20 protein-coding genes are annotated in these 17,807 nt (G+C 72.4%); 6 read left to right on the forward strand and 14 right to left on the reverse strand.

Annotated elements, in window-relative coordinates; translation table 11 throughout:
* Nucleotides 1-72: 72 nt before the first annotated feature.
* Genes AC5L38_RS21520 through AC5L38_RS21535 form a run of 4 tightly spaced genes read right to left on the reverse strand, consistent with a single transcriptional unit; the run spans nucleotide 73 to nucleotide 3,588 of the window.
* Nucleotides 73-963, reverse strand: coding sequence for a glycosyltransferase family 2 protein (locus AC5L38_RS21520; protein ID WP_495244610.1), 891 nt, complete (start codon nucleotides 961-963; stop codon nucleotides 73-75).
* Complete coding sequence (locus tag AC5L38_RS21525) at nucleotides 960-1,586, reverse strand: class I SAM-dependent DNA methyltransferase (RefSeq protein ID WP_495244611.1); 627 nt, start codon at nucleotides 1,584-1,586, stop codon at nucleotides 960-962. Before AC5L38_RS21525 ends, AC5L38_RS21520 begins: the two co-directional genes overlap by 4 nt.
* A gap of 41 nt (nucleotides 1,587-1,627) precedes the next feature.
* Nucleotides 1,628-2,611 carry a PIG-L deacetylase family protein gene (locus AC5L38_RS21530; RefSeq protein ID WP_495244612.1) on the reverse strand — a complete coding sequence of 328 codons (984 nt, stop codon included), beginning with the start codon at nucleotides 2,609-2,611 and terminating at the stop codon, nucleotides 1,628-1,630.
* Nucleotides 2,608-3,588: an acyl-CoA dehydrogenase family protein gene (locus AC5L38_RS21535; RefSeq protein WP_495244613.1), complete on the reverse strand. Its 981-nt coding sequence runs from the start codon at nucleotides 3,586-3,588 to the stop codon at nucleotides 2,608-2,610. Before AC5L38_RS21535 ends, AC5L38_RS21530 begins: the two co-directional genes overlap by 4 nt.
* Nucleotides 3,589-3,754: 166 nt before the next feature.
* Here AC5L38_RS21535 and AC5L38_RS21540 point away from each other — a divergent pair, with 166 nt between their 5' ends.
* Entirely contained in the window at nucleotides 3,755-4,165 is a 411-nt protein-coding gene (locus AC5L38_RS21540; protein ID WP_495244614.1) for a VOC family protein, read from the forward strand.
* Nucleotides 4,166-4,556: 391 nt separating this feature from the next.
* On the opposite strand, the gene AC5L38_RS21545 is transcribed toward AC5L38_RS21540, so the two are convergent.
* Nucleotides 4,557-6,038, reverse strand: coding sequence for a cryptochrome/photolyase family protein (locus AC5L38_RS21545; protein WP_495244615.1), 1,482 nt, complete (start codon nucleotides 6,036-6,038; stop codon nucleotides 4,557-4,559).
* Nucleotides 6,039-6,055: 17 nt separating this feature from the next.
* On the reverse strand, nucleotides 6,056-6,280 hold the full coding sequence (locus AC5L38_RS21550; protein WP_495244616.1) for a hypothetical protein: 225 nt from the start codon (nucleotides 6,278-6,280) through the stop codon (nucleotides 6,056-6,058).
* Between the two features lie 186 nt (nucleotides 6,281-6,466).
* Here AC5L38_RS21550 and AC5L38_RS21555 point away from each other — a divergent pair, with 186 nt between their 5' ends.
* Entirely contained in the window at nucleotides 6,467-6,979 is a 513-nt protein-coding gene (locus AC5L38_RS21555; RefSeq protein ID WP_495244617.1) for an HAD domain-containing protein, read from the forward strand.
* A gap of 151 nt (nucleotides 6,980-7,130) precedes the next feature.
* On the opposite strand, the gene AC5L38_RS21560 is transcribed toward AC5L38_RS21555, so the two are convergent.
* From AC5L38_RS21560 to AC5L38_RS21575, 4 genes are all read right to left on the reverse strand, one after another.
* Nucleotides 7,131-8,072, reverse strand: a complete 942-nt coding sequence (locus tag AC5L38_RS21560; RefSeq protein ID WP_495244618.1) for an NADP-dependent oxidoreductase — start codon at nucleotides 8,070-8,072, stop codon at nucleotides 7,131-7,133.
* Nucleotides 8,073-8,187: 115 nt separating this feature from the next.
* A complete protein-coding gene (locus tag AC5L38_RS21565) occupies nucleotides 8,188-8,667 on the reverse strand; it encodes an MmyB family transcriptional regulator (protein WP_495244845.1) in 480 nt (159 codons plus the stop codon).
* 114 nt (nucleotides 8,668-8,781) lie between these two features.
* Nucleotides 8,782-9,615 carry a helix-turn-helix transcriptional regulator gene (locus AC5L38_RS21570; protein ID WP_495244619.1) on the reverse strand — a complete coding sequence of 278 codons (834 nt, stop codon included), beginning with the start codon at nucleotides 9,613-9,615 and terminating at the stop codon, nucleotides 8,782-8,784.
* A 14-nt stretch (nucleotides 9,616-9,629) separates the two neighbouring features.
* Nucleotides 9,630-10,136, reverse strand: coding sequence for a MarR family winged helix-turn-helix transcriptional regulator (locus AC5L38_RS21575; RefSeq protein ID WP_495244620.1), 507 nt, complete (start codon nucleotides 10,134-10,136; stop codon nucleotides 9,630-9,632).
* A 208-nt stretch (nucleotides 10,137-10,344) separates the two neighbouring features.
* Between AC5L38_RS21575 and AC5L38_RS21580 the strand changes: the two genes are divergently transcribed.
* A complete protein-coding gene (locus AC5L38_RS21580) occupies nucleotides 10,345-10,764 on the forward strand; it encodes an HAD family hydrolase (RefSeq protein ID WP_495244621.1) in 420 nt (139 codons plus the stop codon).
* Between the two features lie 61 nt (nucleotides 10,765-10,825).
* Here the strand turns inward: AC5L38_RS21580 and AC5L38_RS21585 are convergent, their stop codons facing one another.
* Both AC5L38_RS21585 and AC5L38_RS21590 read right to left on the reverse strand, forming a co-directional pair.
* Nucleotides 10,826-11,269, reverse strand: coding sequence for a VOC family protein (locus AC5L38_RS21585; protein WP_495244622.1), 444 nt, complete (start codon nucleotides 11,267-11,269; stop codon nucleotides 10,826-10,828).
* A 220-nt stretch (nucleotides 11,270-11,489) separates the two neighbouring features.
* Nucleotides 11,490-12,089, reverse strand: coding sequence for a dihydrofolate reductase family protein (locus AC5L38_RS21590; protein ID WP_495244623.1), 600 nt, complete (start codon nucleotides 12,087-12,089; stop codon nucleotides 11,490-11,492).
* A gap of 121 nt (nucleotides 12,090-12,210) precedes the next feature.
* Here AC5L38_RS21590 and AC5L38_RS21595 point away from each other — a divergent pair, with 121 nt between their 5' ends.
* Complete coding sequence (locus AC5L38_RS21595; RefSeq protein ID WP_495244624.1) at nucleotides 12,211-12,564, forward strand: hypothetical protein; 354 nt, start codon at nucleotides 12,211-12,213, stop codon at nucleotides 12,562-12,564.
* 146 nt (nucleotides 12,565-12,710) lie between these two features.
* On the opposite strand, the gene AC5L38_RS21600 is transcribed toward AC5L38_RS21595, so the two are convergent.
* Nucleotides 12,711-13,403, reverse strand: a complete 693-nt coding sequence (locus AC5L38_RS21600) for a TetR/AcrR family transcriptional regulator (RefSeq protein WP_495244625.1) — start codon at nucleotides 13,401-13,403, stop codon at nucleotides 12,711-12,713.
* 53 nt (nucleotides 13,404-13,456) lie between these two features.
* Between AC5L38_RS21600 and AC5L38_RS21605 the strand changes: the two genes are divergently transcribed.
* Nucleotides 13,457-14,659 (forward strand): FAD-dependent oxidoreductase, encoded by a 1,203-nt coding sequence (locus AC5L38_RS21605; protein ID WP_495244626.1) that lies wholly within the window; start codon nucleotides 13,457-13,459, stop codon nucleotides 14,657-14,659.
* A 324-nt stretch (nucleotides 14,660-14,983) separates the two neighbouring features.
* Nucleotides 14,984-16,198: a M20 family metallopeptidase gene (locus AC5L38_RS21610; protein ID WP_495244627.1), complete on the forward strand. Its 1,215-nt coding sequence runs from the start codon at nucleotides 14,984-14,986 to the stop codon at nucleotides 16,196-16,198.
* A gap of 69 nt (nucleotides 16,199-16,267) precedes the next feature.
* Here the strand turns inward: AC5L38_RS21610 and aspS are convergent, their stop codons facing one another.
* A complete protein-coding gene (aspS, locus tag AC5L38_RS21615; RefSeq protein WP_495244628.1) occupies nucleotides 16,268-17,599 on the reverse strand; it encodes an aspartate--tRNA(Asn) ligase in 1,332 nt (443 codons plus the stop codon).
* Nucleotides 17,600-17,807 lie beyond the last annotated feature (208 nt).

Raw genomic sequence — 17,807 nt, forward strand, 5'->3', positions numbered from 1 at the left:
GTCAGGGTACGAACGATACGTTCGGCATGAACGACATCGCGCGGTCTCGCGCCGGCGACGGCGAGCGGTGGCTCAGGCCGTCCTTCCGGAGGTCCGGCGCGCGGCGAGGGCGGTGTCGCGTTCGAGCCGGGCGAGGAAGTGGCCGAAGCCGTCCGGTGCCCGGGGGTCGCGCCGCGCCGAGGTCACCACGCTCACACCGGTGGTGCGCAGGACCCGCTTGCCCGCCGACTCCAGGGCCTGGACCAGGGCGTCGTCCTCACCGGTCGGCAGCGCGCTGAACCCGCCGACCGCCAGGTAGGCGGCGGCGGTGACACCGAGGTTGGCGCCGTGCACGTGCGGATGCCATCGCGCGCCGCCCGCCTCGCCGCCGGTCGCGTTCTCACCGCCCGTTTCGGTGCCGGTCGCGTTTCCGCCGCCCGTCTCGGTGCCGGTCGCATTCCCACCGCCCGTCTTCGTGCCGGTCGCGTTCCCGCCGCTCGTCCTCGGTCCGGTCGCCCCGGTGCCGCTCGTCTCGGGTCCGGCGGCGTACCCCTCGGCGTAGGCGGTCCGGCACAGGGGCGGGTAACCGGACCAGTCGGTGACCACCACGGTGCCGACGATGGCCTCCCACCCCTGGGAGGCGTGCCTGAGCTGGCGGCCGAGCCAGCAGGGCGGCACCAGGGTGTCGGCGTCGGTGGTGGCGACCCAGACGGTGGCGGGGTCCAGGTCCCGGGTCCGGTGCAGGAACGCCTGCGTGCCCGCCAGCCGCGCCTGCCCGACGTTGGTCATGGTGCCCTCGACGACGGTCGCCCCGGCCTGCGCGGCCAGGGACGCCGTACGGTCGGCGCAGGTGTCGGCGACGACGATCAGGTGGACCTCCACGCCGGGGACCATGCGCCCGGCCAGGTCCACCGAGGCCAGGCAGGCGGGCAGCAGCTTCTCCTCGTCGCGGGCGGGCACCACGACCCCGACGGCCTGGATCACACAAGTCCTTCGGACTCGGCCACCGAGGGGGCCCCGGTACCGCGCAGGTAGACCTCGGCGAGGAAGTCCGGCTCGCGGTGGTCGACGAGCCGGGTCAGCTCGCCGCGCCCGGCCAGGGCCCGGTGCACCTCCTCGCCGCCGCGCGGGTACTCCGCGACCGGATGCCTCCAGTGCACCGCGAGCAGGGTGCCCCCGGGACTCAGCGAGGCGACCGTCAGGTCCAGCATCCGCTCCAGGTCGGCCCCGCCGAAGTAGTAGAGCACCTCCGAGAGCACGACGAGGTCGAAGGGCCCCTCTCGCTCGGGCCACTCGTCGGGCAGGACGCGCCGCTGCACCCGCGTGCCCGGGTGGCCGGCGGTGCGTTCCGAGGCCGCCGCGACCGCGACGGAGGACAGGTCGCAGGCCAGCAGCCGGTCGCAGCGCGGGGCGAGCATGGCGGTGAACACCCCGATGGAGCAGCCCGCCTCGAAGGCGTCGCGGTAGCGTCGCGCGGGCAGCAGCGCGGCGCTGACGGCGTACTTGCGCTCCTCGTACCAGCGGGAGGTGAATCCCCACGGGTCGGAGGAGGCCGCGTACATGTCGTCGAAGTACTCCGGACCGAGGGTCGCCGGATGGGTCGTCATCGAATACCTCCAGCGTGAAGTCCTCCGAGGTGGGGAGGGTGTCAACGGAAGAGCACCTCGTGCTCGCGGGTGAAGTGGGCGACGATGCCGGGGGGCAGCACCGCCTCCAGGCCGGCGCCGCGGGGCTCCAGCTGGCTGGCGAAACAGCCGATGGCCGCCCGCTTGCGGGCCAGGACCTCCGGTGGCAGCGGGATCCGCAGCGCCCGCTCCCAGGGCAGCCGCGCGTCCCCGGGCTCGGCCCAGTGCCAGGCCCAGATCGGGTAGAAGTACGGGTGCAGCCCCGCCGAGGCCGCGGCCCGGCCGGCGGCCTCGTGGTCGGAGTGCACGTCCGCCTCCCATGGGGCCAGGCACACCTCGAATCCGGAGGCCGCCCGCCTCAACGCCCCGGCGAGCTCGCCCTCGCGCTCGGCCAGCCCGGTGTCGGGCATGCCCAGCCGTACGATCTCGACGCCGCCCGCTCCCAGGGCCGCCAGCGCGGCCCCGGTCTCCCCCACCCGCCGCGCCACCAGCGCCGCCACGTCGGCGATCCCCGGATGGGAGGCCTCGCCGTCGGTGACGGCGACCAGGCGCAGCCGTACGCCGGAGGCCGCCAGCAGCGACAGCAGCCCGCCGAGCCCCAGCACCTCGTCGTCGGGATGGGCGGCGATCACCACCGCGCTGCGCCAGCCGCCGTACGCGAGCTCCGGGAGGGCGCCGAACCCCGGCCAGGCGCGCCACTCGGCCTCGGAGGTGCCCGGGGCGTCGATGGCGTTGGGAACGGGATCGGCCCGGCCGGTTCTCCCTGCCTGGTCGGTCCTGTCGGTCCTGTCGGTCCTGTCGGTCCTGTCGGTCCCGTCGGCCCAGCCGGTTCTCTCGGCCTGATCGGTCCTGTCGGTCCTGTCGGTCCTGTCGGTCCTGTCGGTCCTGTCGGTCCTGTCGGTCCCGTCGGCCCAGCCGGTTCTCCCTGCCTGGTCGGTCCTGTCGGTCCGCCCGGCTCCGCCGGCCCAGCCGGCTCGCTCGGTTCTCTCGGTCCGGTCGGTGCTCACCAGCCGGCTCCCTGCTCGGCGACGATGGCCCCCAGCGCGGCGAGATCGCGTTCGGCGTGGTGCTGGCGCAGGTAGACCGTGAGGTCGGCGACCCGGCGCCCGTGCGCGGCGTCGTGGCCGAGCGGCCCGGCGCCCAGCGCCCTGCCCACCCGGCCCATCACGTCGGTGGCCACGGCCTCCACCAGCGCCTTGAGACGCAGGGACCGCGTCCTTCCCGCGTTCTTGAGGTCGTGGGGGTCGGCGTCGATCTCGTCGGCCGCCTCCTCCAGGGCGGCCCTGGCGCTCCGCAGCGCCACGTCGACCGCGCCCAGGTGGGCCAGGGCGTGCGGGCCGACATCCCGCTCGGCGGCGGCGGCCAGCAGCGTCTCGGCCACGCCTCTGGCTCCCCCGTACCAGCAGGCGGCCACGCCCGCGCCGCCCTGGTGGAAACCGGGCCTCCTCACGTATCCGTCCACCGGTCCCACCGGCTCGGCGGGAACCTCGTCGAAGCGGACGTCCAGGGTGTCGCTGGCCGCCATTCCCGTCGCCGGCCAGCTGCCGTCCACCGGCCGCAGGCCCTCGACCGCCACGGCGAACAGCCGGGGGCCGTCCGGCGCCTCCGCGGTCACCAGGGCGTGGGTGCACACCCGCGCCCCCGAGCAGTACTGCTTGGTCCCGCTCAGCAGCCACCCTCCCGCCTCGGGACGCGCCGAGAGGAACGGGCCTGGAGGCTGTGCCGCCCACACCCCCCACCGGCTGCCGGCCGCGGGCGCGGGACCGGCGAGCTCGGCGAGGATCGCCACGGCGTCGGTGTGCCCCTCGCACAGCCGCGCCAGCGACAGATCCCGCCGGGCCAGGGCGCTCAACGCCTCCCATCGCCGCCTGGTCTCCCCCGCGCCGGGCAGCGGGAGGTCCAGCCGCCCCGACTCCACTTCGGCGGCGAACTCTCTTTCGACCTCACCGCGCCAGGCGGTCCCACCCTGCCGTTCCCCGTCCATGGACCGGGGCCTACCCTGCCGGGGGTATTCATATCATTCCCGGTAAAAGGGTTAGTTCTGCTCCGGCAAGATCTTCACTGAGTTTCCGGAAAACGAAATCCGTAAGCTCTTCGATGTTTTCGTTTACCCTCCTCGGCAAGTATTCGCGGCGATGAGGGGAGAGCCGGTGTTACGAGGACTTACCACCGTCAGATTCCACGCCGCCGACCTGGACGCGGCCAAGAAGTGGTACACCGAGCTGCTGGGCGTCGAGCCGTACTTCGACAAGCCCGGCTACGTCGAGTTCCGCTTCGGCGACTACCAGCACGAGCTGGGCCTGCTCGACAGCGGCTACGCGCAGCAGCTGGCCGACGACGTGGAGACCGGCCCGGCCGGGGTCGTCACGTACTGGCACGTCGACGACGTGCCCGAGGCCCTCGACCGGCTGCTGTCCATGGGGGCCGAGGAGCACGAGCCGCCCCGGGAGTTCGGCGAGGGGTTCGTCGGCGCCTCGGTGATCGACCCCTTCGGGAACATCCTCGGCATCATGTACAACCGGCATTACCTGGATGTTCTCCATTCGGCCGAGAAGGCCTGACCCGCTTTTCCCGTTCCTCTCCGGCGGCTGGAACGGGCGGGCGGCATCCGGCTACCGTTGCCCGGCGTGACCCACGCCGAGATCGAGATCACCGCGGAGCTGGTGCGGGATCTGCTGCTCGACCAGTACGGAGTCGGCGGACGGCACGGCCGGCCGCTTCCATGAGGCCTACCGGCCGGCTCCGGACGCCGCGGCCCTGCGCAGGGCCCGCGGATGGGCGGCGGGACGCGCCCTGGCGGGCATCCTCGTCGGCGACGCCGGCGTCCGCGGCCGGCCCGGCGGCAAGGCCACCTGGGGCCCACCCGCCCACGCCGCGCTACGACGGCCCGCCGCTGACCGGCCGCCTCCCGCCCTCGCGCACCTTCGCGCCCGGCCGCCGGGCATGCCGGGGTCAGGGGGGCGCGTCGCCGCGTGCGGCCTCCTGGGCGCACACCTCGTCCAGGTCGTCGAGCCGCCGCATGCCGTACACGCCGCGGGCCGTGCGCGGGTTGGCGGCCAGCCACTCCTGGTTGCGGGCGAAGAACCACCAGTAGCCCGCGGTGAACGGGCAGGCGTCCTCGCCGGTCCGCCGGGAGGGCCGGTAGCGGCAGGGCGCGCAGAAGTCGCTCATGCGGTTGATGTACGCGCCCCCGGCCGCGTACGGTTTCGTCGCCAGCATGCCGCCGTCGGCGTGCTGCGACATGCCGATCACGTTGGGCACCATCACCCAGTCGTACCCGTCGACGAAGCAGCGGTGGAACCACTCGGTCAGCCGCAGGGGGTCGTACCCCCGCTGGAGCGCGAAGTTCCCGAACACCATCAGCCGGATGATGTGGTGGGTGAACCCGGTGTCGCGCACCTGGGCGAGCGCCCACGACAGGCAGCGCGCCTCGACGGCGCCGGCGTCCAGATCCTCGAACCAGGCGGGCGGCGCCACGCGGGCCGACAGCCGGTTGAGGTCGCGGTACTCCTCGCCGAAGTACCAGTACAGGTGCCAGATGTAGTCACGCCAGCCGATGAGCTGCCGCACGTAGCCCTCGACGCTCGCGAGCGGCGCCTGGCCCGCCCGGTAGGCGGCCTCGGCGGCCCGCACGCACGTCATGGGGTCGAGCAGCCCGAGGTTGATGGCGGGCGAGAGCATGCTGTGCGCCATGAACGGGTCGTCGGCGAGCATCGCGTCCTGGTACGGGCCGAAGACGGGCAGCCGGTGGCCGACGAAGCGCCGCAGCGCGCTGTGGGCCTCCGCGGTGGTGGCGGGGAACATGCGCGGGCCGTCGCGCCCGACGAAGGACACCTCGCCGTCGCGTTCCCACCGGTCGAGGTCGTGGCGCACCCGCTCGTCGATCTCGTCCTCCTCGGCCGTCCACGGGCCGGGCACGTCCAGCCCTCCGGCGGGCGGCGGCTCGCGGTTGTCCGCGTCGAGGTTCCACCGCCCGCCGGCGGGCTCGTCGCCGTCCATGAGCACGTCCAGGCGGCGCCGGGCGTCGCGGTAGAAGTCCTCCATGAGCAGCCGGTGGCCGTCCCTGCTCTTGGCCCAGGTGGCGAACTCCTCCGCGGTGCTGGTGAACCCGCGCGAGGGCAGGACGGTCACCTCGGCGCGGCTCCGGACGAACGCGTCGGCCGCGTGGCTGGTGGGTCCGCAGACGGTGACCCGGCCGCCGGCCCGGCCGAGAGCCTCGGAGAAGGTGGCGGTCCGCAGGAACAGCGCGCGGTCGCCCAGCTCGGCCGCCCGGTGCCGCAGCGCCGAGAGCACCAGGTGCGCCTTCTGCCGGTGGTAGCGCCGCCGCCGCAGCGCCGACCTGGCCTCGACCAGCAGCACCGGCTGGTCATCGGAGTCGAGGAAGTGGTCCCCGAGCTGATCGGCGAAGAGCCATCGCCTGCCGTGTTCCCCCATACCGCCATCTTGGCTGCTCAGCCCGCTGTTTCCCGCGCGCCTCGCTGGTCGGGCCGCGTACGCCGCAGCTCCTCCTGGCAGCTCCTCGTGGCGGCCGCGCCGGCCGGCGGCTGCCGGAGCGAGCAGGACGACAACATCAGTACCGGCCTCAGCCGCCGGCCCCGGGAGGGCATGATCGCGCTGGGCACGCAGAGGGTGCCCACCGTGGCGGGCGGCTCGGGAAGCGCGAGGAGAAGTCTCATCCGATCTTGGTTTGCGGGTGACGGCGGTGAAGGCTTGAGGCCGTATCCTCGGTCAGGTCGCGGCCAAGATCGGCAGCCCCGAGATGTCCCCGCACCGCCGCCTCGCCTCGTACCCCGAAAGAAATGGATCGTGAACGCGGTGTCCTCCCCCTCCTCCGACCGCCGGCACGAGGAGCCTTGAGGTTGATGAGCCGGCCGGTGTGGTTGCTCGACGTCGACGGGGTGATCAACGTCTCGCGGCCCGGCTGGGGGGCCGCCCCCCGCGGTGGCCACGCCTCCTCCGCCGGTGAGGCGTACCGGATGCGCTGGGCGCCGGCCCTCATCGACCGCATCCGCACGCTGCACCGCGCGGGCACCGTCGAGATCTGCTGGTGCTCAACCTGGTGCCCCGACGCCGACCAGGTGGAGCGACTGTTCGCCCTCCCCCGGCTGGACCGCGCCTGGTCCGACCACCTCACCGCCACCGCCGCGAAGGCGGCGAAACTCGCCGCCGCACGCCAGGTCCTCACCCAAGGACGACGCCTCATCTGGACCGATGATGTCGAAGTGCCCACCCGCGGAGTCGTGCACGACGAACTGACCCGCACCGGCCGGGCCCTGCTGATCGCCCCCTCACCACGCCGCGGGCTGCAACCCGACCACATGGACGCCATCGAGGCGTTCGTCTCCGCTTCCTCGGCCGCGGGCCTCGGCGATTGACGCCCTGCCCTACCCGGCAGGTTCGGATTCGGCGGGAGGAGCGCCGAGCGTGAGGGCGATCCGCCGGAGGGTGACGTCGACTTCGATGGTCCTCACGCTGAGGACGTCGCCGGTTTCCACGGCACCGCCGGCCGGTTCGGATCGCCTTCCTCTAGTCGAGGGTGGCGCTGGGGGCGACAAAGACGATCTTGCCGTTGATCGGGGCGGTGGCGACTTCGGCGTGCACCTGCGCCAGTCCGGACAGCGGCACCCGCCGGGTCGCGCCGAGGCGCAGCTCGCCGGCGTCGAACAGGGTCGCCAGCTGGGCGAGCTGTTCGGCGTCGGGACGGAAGAAAAGATTGATTCCCCGTACGCCGCGGGCCTCGTCGGAGGCGGCGGGCATCCACACGGTGGTGTTGACCAGCACGCCGCCGTCCCGGATCACGGCGGCCAGGGCGGCCATCTGCTCCGGGGCGATCGGGGCGAAGTTGAGCACGACGTCGACCGGCTCGGACAGCTCCGGGATCCCGGGGCCGTGGATCTCGTCGGCGCCGGCCGTCTTGGCCTGCTCGGAGCTGCGCGGGCCGGTCGTGGCGATCACGTACGCGCCGGCGTTCTTGGCCAGCTGCACCGCGTAGCCGCCGACGGCGCCGCCCGCGCCGTTGATCAGCACCCGCTGGCCGGCGGTCAGCTTCGCGTGGTCGAACAGCGCCTGCCACGCGGTGAGCCCGACCAGCGGTATTCCGGCGGCGTCCACCAGCGGGACGCTCGTGGGGGCTGCCGCCAGAATCCGGGCCGGGGCGATGACGTACTCGGCGGCCGCGCCGGTGCTGGTCAGCGGCAGGGCGCCGATCACCCGGTCACCGACGTCGAAGCCGGTCACGTCCTCGCCGAGCGCGTCGACCGTGCCCGCGATGTCGATGCCGGGGGTGTGCGGCAGCCGGATCGGGATGGGGCCCTGCATGACACCGGCGCGGATGTTGCCCTCGACCGGGTTGAACGACGTCGCCGCCACCCGGATCCGGACCTCGCCGACGCCGGGGACCGGCTGGTCCACGTCTTCGTAGCGCAGGACCTCGGGGGTGCCGTACTCGTGGAAACGCACTGCCTTCATGGGGAGCCTCGTCCTTCTGAATCCGTTGTGCTTCGATTTCGAAGCACTCTAAAACTAGCACGCTTCGAATTCGAAGCAAGTGTGATGCGGCGGGCGACAGCCCTCCCGGCCAGGGTTACCGCCGGTCGGCAGAACTCTCCTCGTTGCTGCCGGCGGCCAGAGCACGGAGCTTGGCGTGGCTGGCGGAGCCGGGGACAGCCGTGAAGACCAGCAGCGTCTGGCGCTCCGCCGGACAGACCAGCAGGTGGCGATACAGTGCCAACCCGCCCAATGCCACATGCCGATAGCACCTCGGGCGGTGCCGAACGGGGACGTCCACCTCGAGGAGGTAGCGTTCACGCGCCGACGGGTCGCTCAACCAGCGATCGACCAGAAAACGTGACGATCCGCCGGTCCGGGTGTAATCGCCGAACAGGGCGATCGCCGGACGGGTCTGCAGTAACACCTCGCCAAACCGGGAGAACACCGTCGCGGGGTAGTGCGGCAGGTGCTCGATGATGAGCTCCAGGACCGGGCTGGCTCGGTGACCGGGCCGGCCGGGTGCCGCCTCCTCATGGCGTTGCCGACGAAAATGCGCCAGTATTTCCCGATCCATGTTGCTCACCGCCTTCCCGGTCCGACCACTCAAGCGTGGCGCACAACGGCAGGTGGGTGAATGTTCTCGTCATCCACGGTATGACAGACCATGGATAAGGGATTCAGGCTCGGCTCACGCCTCGCCCCCGACCATGGTGATCAGCCGCCGGAGCTTCGCCTCACTCGGCGATCCGGGTTCGGCCATGAAGACCAGCAGATCCTGGCCCTCGTCGGGATCCACCAGCCGCCGGCTGTACAGCTCCAGCTCGCCCAGTTCCGGGTGCCGGTAGCGTTTGAGGTCGTGGTGATGGGTGACGTCCACCTCGTGCCGCCGCCAGACCTCGGCGAACTCGGGGCTGACCGCCAGCAGCCCCTCGACGATCTCCCCGGCGGTGCCCGCCGGATCGCTCGTGTACGCCGCCCGCAGGTCCACGGTGAAGACCCGGCCGCGTACGTCATGGTCCTCGGGCGGATAGACGGCCCGCTGGGCCGGGTCGGTGAACCAGCGATAGACCAGGTAGCGCGACAGGCCGTCGAAATGGGTGTAATCACCGAACAGCGCCACCGCCGCCGGGGTCTGCAGCAACGCCTCACCGAACCGGGAGAACACCATCGCGGGCGTGTCCGAGAGCTGCTCCATGATGGTCCTGATGGCCGGACTGACCTGGTCGTCCGGCAGGGTGCGCCGCGGAGCCGCGTGCCCGCCGAGGGCGAACAGGTGTTCCCGCTCGCTCGGGCTGAGCCGCAACGCCCCGGCCACGGCGGCCAGCATCTGCTCGGACGGCATCGGGCCGCGCTTCTGCTCAAGCCGGCTGTAGTAGTCGGCCGACATGCCGGCCAGCACCGCGACCTCCTCGCGCCGCAACCCACCGGTACGACGCCGGGCGCCCCGCGGCAGCCCCACCTCCTCCGGCTGCAGTGCCTCCCGGCGAGCCCGGAGAAAGTCCGCCAGCAACGCGCGGTCCATCGCTCTCCCCTGCCTCAGCCGGCCTGGTTGCGCCGGGCACGAGGCTTGGCGGAGCGGGGCGGGGCGGCGCGCATGTGGTCGCGGACCCGGCCCAGGACGGCGTTGAGGGCGGTGACGTCGTCGCCGGTCAAGGGTTCGAACAACAGGTGCCGGACGCGGTCGACATGCCCCGGGAGCACCTGGGCGACCAGGTCGCGGCCGACGTCGGTGACCGCCACCATGACACTGCGCTCGTCGTCCGGCGACGGCGAACGGGTGATCAGGCCGCGTTTGTCCAACAAGCCCGCCTGATAGGTCAGCCCGCTGCGGCTGTACACGACACCGTCGGCCAGGTCGGTCATCCGCAGCTTGCCCTCGGGCGCGTCGACGAGCCGGGCGAGGAGCTGAAACTGCACATAGCTGAGGTCGCCGTCGACGCGCAGGTGCTCGTCCACCGCGTACTGAAGAAGGCTGCTGACCTCCACCAGGGCGAAGTACGCACCAAGTTTCTCCGCGCTCAGACCTGGCGCCGCTTCACTCATCCCGCGATCGTACATGCTTTGAATTCGAAGTTATCCACGGGGAAGCGACGGTCGTCGAAGCTTCCTGCCGTTGGCGTCGGGGTATGACGGCACTCGCGAAGGCCGGATGCCTCCTCGGGCACGTCACCGTCCGGGCCCCGGCCCCACGTGGCCGCAGCCGACTGGTGACGAGGGCCGCGGAGGCATGTGCCGCCTCGTCCTCAGGGGTGTGCGCGAGGCACGGATCTTCGGCGACAGGCGGATCATGCGCGAATGGCTCGGCCACCTGTTCATCTACTCGATGACCATCACCCTGTCCGGCCTCTACGAGGGGTACCTCACCCTCGGCCAAGGCCTGCTCAAGATGGTCGGCGACATCGAGGAGATCGGGCAGGCGATGCTGACGATGCCCGCCCAGCAGGTGTACCACCTGGTGGCCCGGGAACTGCGCGTTCCGCCGTCCACCTGCTTCATGGTCGCCGCCCACGTCTGGGACACGGTGGGAGCGCAAAGCGCCGGCCTCGGCGCGGGCCTCGTCACCCGGCCGGGCAACGCGCCGCTGCCCGCGGCCTCCCTGCCACAGCCCGGCCTCGTCGCACCCGACCTGCCGGCCCTGGCCGGGCAACTGATCCGGCGCCGGCGCTCATGAGCCGCACGCCTGGCGAGGTCGGGCGCATGCGACAACAAGGCCCGGGGCCCCCGCCTCGTGGTTATTCCGCCTCCACCAGGCCGATGTGGACCTGGCCGTTGTCGTCGAGCCGCCAGCCGGGGTTGTGGCAGATCTCCCAGATCACGCCGTTGGGGTCGGCGACATGGCCGTGGTAGCCGCCGAAGTTCGCGGTCTGGGGAGGCTTCACGAGCGTGCCGCCCGCCTCGACGGCGCGCCGTACGGTGGTGTCGACATCGGCGGGCGTCGGCACGTTGGCCGACAGGGTGAGGCCCCCCAGCTTGCCGTCGGCCGCCGTGCCGTGCATGTCCGCGACGAACCTTTCCGCGTCGAACAGCCCCAGGACCACCCCGGGGGCCACCTGGAAGAAGATGATCTCCCCCGGCACGTCCAGAAGCGGTGTCCAGCCCAGGCCTCCGCGATAGAACGCGCGGGCGGCGTCGAGATCAGGCGTTGACAGGGTGATGAAGTGCACCTGTTGCTCCATGCCATCAGCATGTCCGAGCAGCGGGACGGTCGTCTTGAACGAATCGGACACCGCGTCGTCCCACCGGGTCGATCCGCCGGCGGGTCGACCCGGTGGCCTCCACCATCCGCCGCCCGCCGAGACCGAGGCCTCAGCCGGACGGCCAGGTGCTCGCGGGCGATCGGCGGCGGTGGTGGTGGTGCGGTTGGAAAGCGGTGCGTCCGACCCGCCCGTCACCCTTCTACCGGTTCACCCGGTACACCAGATGGGCGACGAGGCTGGTGCCCGCAGGCTCACCGATGGGTTCGAGAGTGATGTTCCCGACGTTGTCGAGCAGCCGCTCGCCTCTGCCGAGGATCACGGGCGCGACGTGCAGGCGCAGTTCGTCGATGAGCCCTGCCGCCAGATACTGGTTCACCGTCTCGGCACCGCCGGCGACGGCGACGTCGCGGTCGCCGGCGGCCTCGCGCGCCTGGGCCATCGCCGCCTCGATCCCGTCGGTGACGAAGAAGAACGTCGTGCCACCCTTCATCGTCAACGGCTCGCGCGGGTGGTGGGTGAGGACGAAGACCGGCCCGTGGTACGGCGGCTCCTCACCCCACCAGCCGCTCCAGTCCAGGTCCCAGGCGCCGCGGCCCGGGCCGAACATGTTGCGGCCCATGATGAAGGCCCCGGCCTCGGTAATGCCCTCGATCACCGCGGTGTGCCGCTCGGGCTCTTCGAACATCCACCGGTGCAGGCACTCCTTCGCGCCCTCACCGAGCGGTTCCTGCAGGCTCTGGTTCGGTCCTGCCACGAAGCCGTCAAGGGACATCCCCATGTCACACGTGACCTTGCTCATCTCACTGCCTCTCGTGTCCCGGCGCCCGTCCGGCGCCTTCACCGAGGAGTCGGAGTCATCCGTCGTTCCTCTACACGCCGGCCGGAATCTTTTTTCGAAACGGCGGCGCGGGCACGGGCCGGTGCCACGTTCGTCGACGGCCCCCGGCTCCCGGCTCAGTGCACCGGCGCGGCGCTACGAGCTGACAGGCCCCCGCCTGTGGACCTTCGCCGAAGGTGCCGGCGAGATCGCCCGGGCGACGGGCCGCGAGCTCCGCTACGTGCCGATCACCCGGGAGCGGTTCGCCGACGCGATCGTCGACGACGGTGCCCCGCGTGAGTTCGCAGAGCCGCTGGCCACGCTCATCTCCGACTTCTTCGACGGCCGCAACAGCTCGCTGGCCGACGGTGTCGAGCGTGCCCTGAACCGCAAGCCCCGCGACTTCGCGGACTGGGTGGCCGAGATCGCCCCCACCGGCGTGTGGGACGCCGCCTAGGTGACCGGCCGGCGGGTCACGATCGTCTCGCCCTTCGCCGCCGAGCTCGGCGGCGAAGGGCGAGACGATCGCGTACGCCTTGGCGGTGTCGCGACACCGCCAAGGCGTCATGCGGTGCCACGGATGTCAACCGAAGGTCTTGGGCCTCATGCCGGCGGCCGGGCGAGTTTGGCGGCCACGGCGTCGAGGACCCAGTCGAGGCCGGTCGTGAAGGACGTCTCGGCGTCCACGTCCGTGCCCTCGTACACGACCTTGGCCAGCGCCGGGAAGCGGCCCGTGGCCAGCATCCTCGTCACATGCGGGCCGGAGGCGCGCTGCCAGTCGTGCTCGGACAGGCCCGTGGCGCGCTCGGCCCGCAGGTTCGCGATCTCGCGCCTGATCGCGCCGATGAAGTAGGCGCTGACGGTCTCCACGGCGCGCAGGACGGTGTCGAGGTCGGCGAGGCCGTCGAGGGCGGTCAGCGTGGCCTCGGTCACGGCGAGGGCGTTCGGGCCCAGGGCCGGGCGGCCGCCGAGCAGGTCGGCCAGCCACTCGTGACGGAGGACGGCCCGCCTGGTGCGGTGGGCGTGGCCGCGCAGCGCCTCCCGCCAGTCGCCGGGCCGCTCCTCGGGGAGGATCTCGGCGTGGACCTCGTCCACCATGAGGTCGAACAGCTCCTCCTTGGTGGAGATGTATCCGTACAGCCGCATCGGGCCGGCGTCCAGCCGGGCGGCGACCTTACGCAGCGACACCGCCTCCAGCCCGCCCTCGTCGGCCAGCGCGATGGCGGCGGCGACGATCCGCTCCCGGTCGAGCGGCGCGGGGCGAGTCGGCGGCTCCGGGCGGTCCCACACAGTCATGGTTACATCGTACTGTTGCGATACATCGTAATAGTAAAATACAGTGTATCGATATGAGACATCGTATCGCCGTGGTCGGGGGTGGCCCCGCCGGCCTCACCTTCGCCCGTGTCCTGCACCGCCACGGTCACCCGGTCACCGTCCTCGAACGCGATGCCGCCCCCGACGCCCGTCCCCCGGGCGGCACGCTCGACCTGCACGAAGGGATGGGCCAGCTCGCACTGGGCAAGGCGGGGCTGCTGGCGGAGTTCGGGACGCTGTCCCGTCCCGAGGGGCAGGCCATGCGCATCCTGGACACGGACGGGACCGTCCTGCGCGACTGGCGACCCCGTCCGGGTGACCGGGCCAATCCCGAGATCGACCGGGGGCAACTCCGTGACCTGCTGCTCGGCCCCCTCGACGTCCGATGGGGGCGGGGCGTGACGGAGGTGGTGCCGGGGACCCGGGACGGCGCGCTGGTCCGTTTCGCGGACGGGCGACAGGAGACGTTCGACCTCGTGGTCGGCGCGGACGGCGCCTGGTCCCGGGTCCGCCCGGCGCTCTCGTCCGTGACACCGCACTACGCCGGCGTCACCCTGGTCGAGACCTCCCTGGACGACGTCGACACCCGCCACCCCGACCTCGCCCGGCTGATCGGCGACGGTTCCGTGGCCGTGTACGGCGTGAACCGCGCCCTCGTCGCCCAGCGCAACAGCGGCGGCCACGTCAAGGTGTACGCCCAGTTCCGCGCGCCGCTGGACCGGCACACGAACCCGGACCGGCACATGGGCACGGACACAGGCCAGCACACAAGCACGGACGCGGGCACGGACACAGGCCTGGACGCGGGCCTGGACCTGGCCGACGCCGAGGCGGTGCGCTCAAGCCTGCTGGCCCTGTTCGACGGCTGGGCCGCTCCCGTCCTCGACCTCCTCCGCCACGGCACCGCCTTCGCCAACCGCCCCCTCCACGTCCTGCCGGTGTCCCACACCTGGGCCCACGTCCCCGGGGTGACACTGCTGGGCGACGCCGCCCACCTGATGCCCCCGCTGGGACTGGGCGCGAACCTCGCGATGCTGGAAGGCGCCGAACTCGCCGAGTCCGTCGCCGCCGCCCCGGGCCCCGGCGATCTGGACGAGGCCGTCCGCGCCTTCGAGGAACGGATGTGGGCGCGGGCCGGCAGGTGGGCGGAGATCACGACAGCCGGTCTGGAACGCCTCGTGAGCCCTGACCCCACCGAAGCCCTCGCCCTCTTCGACGAGGTTCAGCCATCCTGACCGGCCGCCAAGCGCGAGAACACCCCCGAAGCCCACCGGAGTCCGGGACACGGGCGGTTCGCCCCCCCACCACCGCGGCCGGGAACGCCCGGAACGGCTCGGCGGTCGCCACCTGCCGGGCATCGAGCAGCCGCTGGAGTCGCGGCCCGTCGCCGACCGCGATGACCAGGGATGCGGCCTGCTCCGGAGCATCGGCTTCTTCGGAGGTCGACGCCGATCTAGGATTGCGCCGATCGCGTTTCGCCGTGTGCGTCCCGGCTCCGGGGGCGAGTCGGCTCCGGGGCGAGCCGCGACATGACACCGTCCGACCGAAAGGCGAAGCCCATGACGAACGATGCCGCGCGGGTCGAGGCCTGGCTGGACGAACGGGCCGAGGAGATGGCGGGGCTTCTCGAACGCCTCGTGGCCGTCGACTCCGAGAACCCGCCCGGCCGCGCGCTGGGCCGCTGCGCGCGGGTGCTGGGAGAGGCGATGGACCACCTCGGACTGTCCCCGGAGATCATCGAGGTCGCCGACCCGTCCGGCGAGCTCGAGGAACCGTGCGTCGTACGCGGCACCGCCGGCGACGGCGACAGGCTCGTCTACTTTCACGGCCACTTCGACGTGGTGCCCGCCCAGGACCGCGGCCAGTTCACGGCCGTACGCCGCGACGGGAGGATCGTCGGCCGGGGCACGGCCGACATGAAGGGCGGCATCGTCAGCATGCTCTACGGCGCCGCGGCCGCCAGGGACCTGGGGCTGCTGGGCGACGGGCGGATCGTGGTGCACCTGGTGTGCGACGAGGAGACCGGCAGCGTCGTGGGCGCCGGGCACCTGCGTGCCGCCGGGCTGATCGACCCGGCCGCGCTGGCCATGCTCACCGCCGAACCCAGCGGCGGCGCCATCTGGAACGCCGCCCGCGGCGCCGTCTCCGTCCGCGTCGACATCCGGGGCCGCGAGGCCCACGTCGGGCAGGCCGACCTCGGCGTCAACGCCTTCCAGCACATGCTGCACGTCGCCCGCCCCGTCGAGCGCTACGTCGCCGAGATGGCCGGGCGCCACACCGGCCTCCCGATGAACCCCGCCGACGCCCCCGGCACCATGGTCGTGGTCGGCGGGCTGTCCGGCGGCGGCTCCAACTTCAACGTCGTGCCCGGCTCGGCCTTCTTCACCGTCGACGGCCGCTACAACCCCGAGGAGGACCTGGAGGGCGAGCTCAAGCGACTGACCGGCATCGTCGAGGACGCCGCCGGCGAGATCGGCGCCGAGGTGTCGGTCCGCACGACCCAGTTGCAGCCCTCCGCCGGCACCGGCAGCGACCATCCGGCGGCCGTCGCGCTCGCCCGCGTCGTCGGCGACGTCCAGGGCGCCCCGGCCCGGTTCGAGATGTGCGCGGGCATCCTGGAGACCCGCTGGTACGCGCAGCTCGGCATCCCCGCCTTCGGCTACGGAGCGGGCCGCCTGGACGTCTCGCACGGCCCCGGCGAGTACGTCGACGAGGCCGCCATGCGCCGCTGCGCCGCCGTGTACGCCCTCTACGCGAGCCACATGTTCTCGTAACGGGCCGGGCCCTCCCGCACCGCGCCCCGCCCCGGGTGCGGCCCGCCCGGACGGGCCGCACCCGGGGCGTCACGGTGTCAGCCGGTGCAGGTCGCGGGGGAACAGGGTGGCGCGGCGGATGTTGTCGGCCCCGGTCAGCCGGGCGGTCCAGCGTTCCAGGCCGAGGGCGAAGCCGCCGTGCGGGGGCATCCCGTGCCGGAAGGCGGCGAGGTAGCCGGCGTAGGGCTCCGGCGACTCCCCCCGGGCCGCCAGGGCCGCGAGATAGTCCTCGTGGCGGTGCAGGCGCTGGCCGCCGGTGACCAGCTCCAGGCCGCGAAAGAGCAGGTCGAAGCTGTTGGAGTACTCCGGCCTGCCGGGCTCGGGGTGGGTGTAGAAGGGACGTTTGGCCATCGGGTAGCCGGTGACGAACAGGAACTCGCTGCCGTGCTCGCGCAGCGCCCAGTCCGACAGCCAGCGTTCGTGGGCCGGGGCGAGGTCCGGCTCGCCCCTGGGGTCCTCGCCGGTGTGGGCGGCCAGGAGTTCCTGGGCCCGGGAGAAGTGGATCTCCGGGATCCGTTCCGGGACCTCGGGCAGCGAGACGTCCAGCAGCGCGCACGCCTCGCCGGCGTGCCGTCCGACGGCGGCCGTCATGCCCGCGAGGACCTCGCGCAGAACGGCCATCACCTCCCGGTGGTCGGTGACGAAGCCGAGCTCGGCGTCCAGCGAGGTGTACTGGGCCAGGTGCCGCGCGGTGTCGTGGGGCTCGGCGCGGAAGACCGGTCCGGTCTCGTAGACGCGCTCGAAGACGCCGACCATGGCCTGCTTGAAGAACTGCGGCGACTGGGCCAGGTAGGCGCGGGTGCCGAACCAGTCGATCCCGAAGACGTTCGCGCCGGACTCGGTCGCCGAGGCCACCACCTTGGGTGTGTGGATCTCGGTGAAGCCGAGCGCGTCCAGCGCCGCGCGGAAACCCGCCACCGAGACCGCGGAGATCGTGTGGGGGGCCCGCAGCAGCGGGTGGCGCAACGCGACCGGGGCGTGGTCGAGGACGGTCGGCAGGGTGGCCGCCACCGCGGGGCGGTAGAGGTCGAACGGCGGGGCCGCGGCCGGTCCCGACAGGGCGGTCACCTCCGGGGAGGTCACCTCGACCCCGCCGGGGGCCTGGGGGTTGGCGGTCGCGGTCCCGGTGATCTGCAGGACGGTCTCTTCGGGGTGGCCGCTCGCCAGGGTCATGGCCTCTGGCTCGGTGACCACGGCCTGGACCAGGCCGGAGCGGTCCCGCAGGATGAGGAAGACCACCGATTTCAGGGCCCGTCTGCGGTGCAGCCAGCCCTGGACGGTCACCTGACGGCCGATTCGACCGGAAAGTTCGGCGGCCAGGGTTCTGCGGGTGGACGGGACGGTCGTGGATGAGGAGATCATCACAAACCTCTGGTCAGTGAGTGGTGATCCCTTGGGAGTGCGGGCGAGAAGGGAACTCGCGGTGCCACCGCACTTTCACCGCCGTGACGACGGCGGCCTCGATGGGCCCGGTGACGGGGGCCGGCCGGCGGGGCATTGGGCGCCAGGCGCCGTTCCTCCCCGCACTCGGGAGGGTCTTCGTCACCGGGGACAGGGCCGCCTTCGCAGC

Source organism: Streptosporangium nanhuense (assembly GCF_059358815.1).

Coding starts and splice junctions, on each gene's coding strand:
- AC5L38_RS21525 (WP_495244611.1), bottom strand. CDS start 1,586: ATGACGACCCATCCGGCGACCCTCGGTCCGGAGTACTTCGACGACATG.
- AC5L38_RS21535 (WP_495244613.1), bottom strand. CDS start 3,588: ATGGACGGGGAACGGCAGGGTGGGACCGCCTGGCGCGGTGAGGTCGAA.
- AC5L38_RS21545 (WP_495244615.1), bottom strand. CDS start 6,038: ATGGGGGAACACGGCAGGCGATGGCTCTTCGCCGATCAGCTCGGGGAC.
- AC5L38_RS21550 (WP_495244616.1), bottom strand. CDS start 6,280: ATGAGACTTCTCCTCGCGCTTCCCGAGCCGCCCGCCACGGTGGGCACC.
- AC5L38_RS21555 (WP_495244617.1), top strand. CDS start 6,467: ATGAGCCGGCCGGTGTGGTTGCTCGACGTCGACGGGGTGATCAACGTC.
- AC5L38_RS21560 (WP_495244618.1), bottom strand. CDS start 8,072: ATGAAGGCAGTGCGTTTCCACGAGTACGGCACCCCCGAGGTCCTGCGC.
- AC5L38_RS21565 (WP_495244845.1), bottom strand. CDS start 8,667: ATGGATCGGGAAATACTGGCGCATTTTCGTCGGCAACGCCATGAGGAG.
- AC5L38_RS21570 (WP_495244619.1), bottom strand. CDS start 9,615: ATGGACCGCGCGTTGCTGGCGGACTTTCTCCGGGCTCGCCGGGAGGCA.
- AC5L38_RS21575 (WP_495244620.1), bottom strand. CDS start 10,136: ATGAGTGAAGCGGCGCCAGGTCTGAGCGCGGAGAAACTTGGTGCGTAC.
- AC5L38_RS21585 (WP_495244622.1), bottom strand. CDS start 11,269: ATGGAGCAACAGGTGCACTTCATCACCCTGTCAACGCCTGATCTCGAC.
- AC5L38_RS21590 (WP_495244623.1), bottom strand. CDS start 12,089: ATGAGCAAGGTCACGTGTGACATGGGGATGTCCCTTGACGGCTTCGTG.
- AC5L38_RS21600 (WP_495244625.1), bottom strand. CDS start 13,403: ATGACTGTGTGGGACCGCCCGGAGCCGCCGACTCGCCCCGCGCCGCTC.
- AC5L38_RS21605 (WP_495244626.1), top strand. CDS start 13,457: ATGAGACATCGTATCGCCGTGGTCGGGGGTGGCCCCGCCGGCCTCACC.
- AC5L38_RS21610 (WP_495244627.1), top strand. CDS start 14,984: ATGACGAACGATGCCGCGCGGGTCGAGGCCTGGCTGGACGAACGGGCC.
- aspS (WP_495244628.1), bottom strand. CDS start 17,599: ATGATCTCCTCATCCACGACCGTCCCGTCCACCCGCAGAACCCTGGCC.